Below are 328 nucleotides of genomic sequence, written 5' to 3'. Positions count from 1 at the left end.
GAAGTGAAACATCTTCGGGTTGTGAGGTTAAGCGACTAAGCGTACACGGTGGATGCCCTGGCAGTCAGAGGCGATGAAGGACGTGCTAATCTGCGAAAAGCGCCGGCGAGGTGATATGAACCTTTGACCCGGCGATGTCCGAATGGGGAAACCCAGTGTGATTCGTCACACTATCGTTAACTGAATACATAGGTTAACGAGGCGAACCGGGGGAACTGAAACATCTAAGTACCCCGAGGAAAAGAAATCAACCGAGATTCCCCCAGTAGCGGCGAGCGAACGGGGAGCAGCCCGGAGTCTGAATCAGCTTGTGTGTTAGTGGAAGCGT

The 328-nt window shown here is 53.0% G+C and carries 1 rRNA gene; it reads left to right on the top strand.

The window, feature by feature from the left end:
- Positions 1-25: 25 nt before the first annotated feature.
- Positions 26-328, top strand: a 23S ribosomal RNA gene (locus AB8818_RS22925); the annotation flags it as partial.

It is taken from the genome of Enterobacter sp. KB-280D8, assembly GCF_041399405.1.
Lineage (GTDB): Bacteria > Pseudomonadota > Gammaproteobacteria > Enterobacterales > Enterobacteriaceae > Enterobacter > Enterobacter cloacae_N.
This window is presented reverse-complemented; position numbering and strand designations above follow the sequence as displayed.